The sequence below is a fragment of the Paenibacillus sp. 01T442 genome, from assembly GCF_056398345.1.
The window spans coordinates 1-5602 of sequence record NZ_JBFTPF010000150.1 but is presented as its reverse complement, the minus strand read 5'-3'; the positions used below and the strand labels follow the sequence as shown (position 1 = coordinate 5602).

At 45.7% G+C, this 5602-nt stretch carries 4 protein-coding genes and 1 pseudogene; 1 reads left to right on the top strand and 4 read right to left on the bottom strand.

The window, feature by feature from the left end; all coding sequences use genetic code 11:
• The first annotated feature begins 230 nt into the window (after positions 1-230).
• Positions 231-1013: an SDR family NAD(P)-dependent oxidoreductase gene (locus AC1DLM_RS34585; RefSeq protein ID WP_477572518.1), complete on the top strand. Its 783-nt coding sequence runs from the start codon at positions 231-233 to the stop codon at positions 1011-1013.
• A 760-nt stretch (positions 1014-1773) separates the two neighbouring features.
• Here AC1DLM_RS34585 and AC1DLM_RS34580 read toward each other — a convergent pair.
• The 4 genes and pseudogenes from AC1DLM_RS34580 to AC1DLM_RS34565 all read right to left on the bottom strand — a co-directional run bounded on the left by AC1DLM_RS34580 (position 1774) and on the right by AC1DLM_RS34565 (position 5442).
• Positions 1774-2802, bottom strand: coding sequence for a zinc-binding alcohol dehydrogenase family protein (locus AC1DLM_RS34580; RefSeq protein ID WP_477572517.1), 1029 nt, complete (start codon positions 2800-2802; stop codon positions 1774-1776).
• Between the two features lie 346 nt (positions 2803-3148).
• A pseudogene (locus tag AC1DLM_RS34575) lies at positions 3149-4252 on the bottom strand (IS110 family RNA-guided transposase).
• 437 nt (positions 4253-4689) lie between these two features.
• The gene (locus tag AC1DLM_RS34570; RefSeq protein WP_441992624.1) at positions 4690-5052 is read right to left on the bottom strand and encodes a SpoIIAA family protein; all 363 of its coding nucleotides are present in this window, start codon (positions 5050-5052) and stop codon (positions 4690-4692) included.
• Between the two features lie 114 nt (positions 5053-5166).
• Positions 5167-5442: a His/Gly/Thr/Pro-type tRNA ligase C-terminal domain-containing protein gene (locus AC1DLM_RS34565; protein WP_477572516.1), complete on the bottom strand. Its 276-nt coding sequence runs from the start codon at positions 5440-5442 to the stop codon at positions 5167-5169.
• Between the last annotated feature and the right edge of the window lie 160 nt (positions 5443-5602).

Below are 5602 nucleotides of genomic sequence, written 5' to 3'. Positions count from 1 at the left end.
GTGGAGGCATTCATTTATATTTCCACACCCAGTTTTTTCATCTAACTCAATATTATCCCATAGGCACGTTGTCCCTAACCTTTAGCAAAGCATCGAAATCCTAAGATTTAGAGAGTATTTAAAAGAAAATCTATTCCTCATAGAGGGAGTTTAACGGAACAGGAGATTTCTCCACAAAATTGTTTATAATCAAGTGGAGAGCACTCTAACAATTTGAATGAGGTGAAAGAATGGTAAAAGCATTAGAAAATGTACATGTTGTCATTACCGGTGCCTCCGACGGCTTAGGTTATGCCATGGCAGAAGCCCTTCTTGATAAAGGGGCAAAAGTAGCAGTAGCATCCCGTCCAGAGTCAAAATTAACTGAAGCCGTAAAAAAACTTAAAGAAAAGGGATATACTACTGTTTTTGAGCTTCCACTGGATGTAAGATCAGAGGGATCGGTAGAAGATGTGGTGAAATGGGTAAAAACTGAATGGGGTGAAATTGATGTCCTTGTAAACAATGCCGGCATTGGGATGCGAACGGTTAACCCGCGTTTTCTGGCGGAGCCGCAGCCCTTTTACAAGGTGACGCCGGTAGGCTTCCGCGATCTTATCGAAACCAATCTCACCAGTTATTTTCTGGTAGCGCGAGGATTTACCCCACTCATGATCGAACAAGGAAAAGGACGAATCATCAACATTTCCATGAATCATGAGACCATGAAAAGAAAGGGTTTTGTTCCGTACGGTCCGTCGCGCGCCGCAACAGAATCGCTGTCGGCGATCATGGCGGAGGATCTGAAGGAATCTGGAATTTCGGTCAACATGTTGCTTCCGGGCGGAGCAACGGCGACGGGAATGATTCCGGATGATCTGCGCAGCGAGATCGAGGCGAAATTCCGGCTGATGCAGCCGGAGGTTATGGCGKAGCCGATTGTCTTTTTGGCTTCACCGGAAGCGGAGGGCATCACGGGGGAACGCATTGTGGCCTCCGAATTTGAAAGTTGGTTAAAGGAAAAAAGTAAATAGTAGGAGAGGCGAATACTTTCTATATAATTTTGCTCAACATTTGTGTGATTCTACAGTTGGCACTTGGTAACACCTTCTCTGGTATTACCCCAAATAGAAAATGAATTATTGTCCTAACGGAGACGTTAGTTCAATACGATTTTAAACAACTTTATTTCTTATCCGGCCCGCCACTTAGGCCGGTTTTATTGCGTTTATCGCGGATGTTTTAAAGAACTTTATTATAAGACAACAAAAGTGATTCGCTACACCGAGCCAACGTCAGAAATGCTGGATAAGCAGGCACAAAGGTACAAAGAAATATTTGAAGTTCTTCTAAAATAATACACCGGGATTTAATTTCGGGTGTCACATTCTGGGGAGTTACAGACAAGACAAGTTGGTTGAACTATCCCTCGTAAAAGGAAGAAAAAACTGGCCGTTGTTGTTTAACGAAGTGGGAGAACCGAAAAAGGCGTTTTGGACAGTCATATTCTCCATCGAAAAGCCCCGTTGAAGCCGATATTGTCGGACAGGGTTCAAACCCCTCAACTCCCCAAATCCCTTGCCCAATATATGGAACCCTTTCAAGGGTACTTAAAAATTTCGCTTCAAACATGATATGAAGAACCGTATCATAAATATTTTCAAGTTTTCTTATTGCAAAATTGAAGCCGACTACAAACAGCAGTCGGCTCTAACTTATTTCTTCTTGCGAATAAACGTATCACCTGCTTATTGGGCAAGGGAATTCTATTGTGTGCTTTCCAAGAACAGGTGTTTAAACAAAATTCTCTAGAACAACCTTGCCAATCGTCCTATTGCTCTCCAATAGCTTGTGGGCTTGGCGAAGATGCTCTGCTGAGATCGGTCCAAGTACTTCGGCGAGCGTTGTCTTCAATTTTTGATGATCCACAGCATCAGCTATCAGATTGAGCAGTAAGTGTTGCTCGATCATATCATCCGTTTCATAAAGCGAGCGCGTAAACATAARCTCCCACACGAAGGTGGCGCTTTTTTGCTTAAGCAATTTGAGGTTGAGCGGAGAGGTAGGATCATCAATTGCGCAAACGACTCCTTGGGGAGAAACGGCTTCGCTGATGCCGGCCCAGTGTATTTCCAAAGCATTCAGGCAGAAAATATACGGAACGCTTGAAAACCCAATTGCTTCAAGCTGCGGAAGGAGCGGGTCATGGTGATTAATGGTATAGTCGGCGCCCATTGATTTAACCCAATCGACGGTTTCCGGCCGGGAAGCAGTCCCGATTACAATGAGCCCCGCTTGTTTTGCAAGCTGGATGGCAATGGACCCTACACCCCCAGCTGCCCCGATGATCAGCAGGGATTTTTCTTCGTTGGCGCCCGAATATTGAGAAATCGACATTCGGGTAAATAATGCTTCCCAAGCTGTGATAGAGGTTAAAGGAAGAGCTGCCGCTTCCGCGAAATTCAAGGAAGTTGGCTTGCGCCCTACAATCCGTTCATCAACCAGATGGTATTCACTGTTTCCGCCTTGTCGTGCAATGCTGCCCGCATAAAAAACTTCATCCCCCGGACGGAACAACGAGCAGTCCGGTCCCGCCTCTTCAACAATTCCTGCAACATCCCAACCTAAAATTTTAGGAACTTCTTCAACTCTGTCTTTAGGCGCACGTACCTTAGTGTCAACCGGATTGACCGATATGGCGATAACTTTGACCAAAATGTCACGACCCGTCGCACTTGGTTTCTCCACAACTATATCTACTAAGCTTTCTGGATTTTCAATTGGAAGGTATCGGGTTAGTCCTACCGCCTTCATTGTAGCCATAATAAACCACATCCTTTCCTTACTAGTATACCCTTTGTAAGGTAATGATCAAAATACTGTTAGCCGTTACAAACAGCGCGGGGAACCATACGGGGAAGAGGGAATATCACATGCTTTTTTCTAACCATTTAATATGGTAGTAATTAATTGCGCTAACGGATAACTATAGCGGACCAACGGATGCCGATGCATCCGTTTTTAGTTCGTTTAACTATTCCAGCTAATAGCTTGTCAATATTTAATTATTAATTCTGGATTCATGAAGTGGTATACTTAAAAAAGTGCATAGGAAAGAACCGTCCTATAAAGCACGAAAAGACATTCCATATATTTCTAATTTTTTYACTTAATCTAAACGGAACGCTTCCTTAGTAGTTAAGATGGCAAAAATCCAGTGAATGAGCTTATTCACACAAGCAATTACCGCTACTTTGAACAGCTTTCCTTCAGCACGTTTCTTATCATAATAAGCTCTTAATTTTTACTTGCCTGAAGAAAAAACACTTGGATCAACACCAGCAAAGGCCACCAGTTTCTTTGCGTGATCAAACCGATCGATTTCCCCGATCTCAGCTAAAATTGTTGCAGCAATCTTAGTGCCAATACCGGGTATCGATTGGATTAAATCATATTCAACCAACTCTTCAGCCAKGGCATCTACTGATTTATTAAGGGTTGCAAGATGGTCCTGGTATTGAAGAAGTAATTCGATGAGCAGCTGCATGGAGATCAAATGGCTGGGAAAAGCCGTCTCCTTAAAGGGATTTCGCTTTGCTGCAGCCCCTAGGATTTGAGCGCGTTCCAAGCACCATGAGACGGATTTACCACGTCCAGTAAGACGCCCGATGGCAGTTGTAATCTCCATCTCGGACATTTCTAGTACATCTTTAGACGTTGGATGTAAAGCCAGAAATCGAAGGGAAACCTTTGAATAAAGGTCGCCAAACACGCCATGATATTCAGGGAAAACTTGATCTAGAATAGCCTGAAACTGTAGTTTCACTTGGACATACATACCCGTTAAAGATTCATATTGGCGAGTTAGATAGCGTAAATTCATGAGATGCTGACCCCGCTTTTTGTAGGGTTCAAACTCTTCTTTATAGTACAGAGTTCCTAATAGATGGGTATCTGCGGCATCTGTCTTTAACCGTCGCAAATTGGTTTTCTTGGCGTTATGTGAGATTAAAGGATTAATGACGATGTTCAAATACTGGTGCTCATCCAGAAACTGAACAACGGGGCTATGATAATGGCCTGTTGCTTCCATAACAATGGAGGGACGCATCCCTGCAGCTGATCCCACACCTTTAATGTAATTTAGAAAAGACGCTAACCCATCAAGATCATGATTAAACCTAAAGATCTTCCCATGAGGTACTCCACGGTCTAAAAAAGCCTGTGCATGGCTCTCTCCCTTCGATACATCCAAACCAATGACTGGATTCATGACATCACTCCTATAGTATTTTCACCGGCAACCCCTAACCTTCTTGTCTTCCACACTATCGCATGTGATACGGGATTATGTCCCAACCAGCCTAACCATGGTTGAACAAGTAGGGGGKATGAACTGAATAGCTCTCGGGATCCAAGTCCCACGGGCAGAAACGTTCGATCCCCGGCTACCGCTATCTTACGACCTTACAAAAAAGAGGTCGACCAGAAATATCTGGTGACCTCATAATACGAACGGGCAGAAGAGCACAAAATTGGGAGGATCATAATTGGTCCTTCCCTTTTTGGAAGGTCTGTAAAAATTACAAAGAAGGAATTATTACCGATGTACATGCTTATATTTAATTTACCAAACAGGAACGGAAAGGGGCTGTACCGCGTCATCTTTCGATGACGTTGGGACAGCCCCTCTGTTTACAGCCTTGCCGGCTACTGCTTCAGAAACGCCAGCGCCTCCGCATAATCGTCCCATTGCGTTTCCGTCGTATGTTCGGATTGCTTGGCCGTGCGGCTCAGTTGCAGGCGGGCAATGGAGCCAGCGGTGACGACCGCCGCGCGCTTCATCCCGTACGATTTCAGCGCCTTCTGGTGTTCCACCAGCTTCGCCTGCGATTCCGGTTTAAACGCTTTGACCGTACGCATATCGACGAGCACATCGAAGCTGCCGCCGAGTTTCTCGGAAAATCCTTTGATTTCATCGGTAATGCGGTCAAAATCGTCAGGCGTCGCTGCAGACGCCCATACGATTTCGACGATCCGGGCTGGACTGTCGATAATACGGGTGGTTGGCACGGCAGTAACCTCCGGTCTGAATGAAATGTATTTTTCCGAATTGGGTCTTTGGACCTAGTTACATCGTACCACTTGTAGATAGACTGTACAAGGATAGTATTTCCAGATTCACCATCAAGCAAGCGGAGCGCCGGCCGCGCTTTGCAGCTCAGCAATCAGCTCCTCCACTCCGCAAACCCGCTGCTCCGCCTTCCCCCGAACGCGAAGCAGGACGCTGTCCGCGGACGCTTCCTTGTCGCCGATGACGGCCACATACTCGATTTTCTGAAGCTCCGCTTCCCGGATCCTGTAGCCCAGTTTCTCGTTCGATTCGTCGGCCTCCGCCCGAATGCCGGCATCCTTCAGGCGTTGGCAGGGCTTCCCGGCGGCAACTGCATGCCGGTCGKCCACGGGGAGATTCCGGACTTGGACCTCAGACCGGAGTCGCTCGTTTTTGTGCTAAGCGCAAAATTAACGCTCTACAGGAATGTTCCCTCATAGAATAAGGATTTTCTCACGAATGCTCGCTCATTCGCAGGATTTCAAGATGCATGGTAAATAGGAGTTCAGT